The 358-nt window shown below is 38.3% G+C and carries 1 protein-coding gene; it reads left to right on the top strand.

Annotated elements, in window-relative coordinates; genetic code table 11:
• Window positions 1–358: DUF1648 domain-containing protein (locus CA600_RS30675; RefSeq protein ID WP_143812244.1), on the top strand; the 358-nt coding region annotated here is incomplete at both ends.

The following is a 358-nucleotide window of genomic DNA, read 5'->3' on the forward strand; positions in this document are numbered from 1 at the left end:
AACTACGATCTGATTCCTGATCAGATTCCGATCCATTACAACAGTAGTTGGAACGTAGACGGCTATGCAGCTAAATCTTATAGTACTGTATTTATGCCTACGATAATGCAAGTGTTGATAACACTTTTGTTCATGTTTGAGAATTGGAGTATTCGCAGAGTGAAGCAGCAGGTTCAACCCACTGATCCTAATCGTTCCTTCAGACAAGACGTAACTTACCGCCGTACTTGGTCATATTTTATGATTACAGCAAGCTTCTTAATAGTTATCCTGTTTTCCGTCGTGCAACTAAACATGATATCTCTGCTTAATATGAATTTCGCTATCCCTATTATCCTAATCATAATAGCCCTTATCA

It is taken from the genome of Paenibacillus sp. VTT E-133280, assembly GCF_002264385.1.
Classification (GTDB): domain Bacteria; phylum Bacillota; class Bacilli; order Paenibacillales; family Paenibacillaceae; genus Paenibacillus_AQ; species Paenibacillus_AQ nitricinens.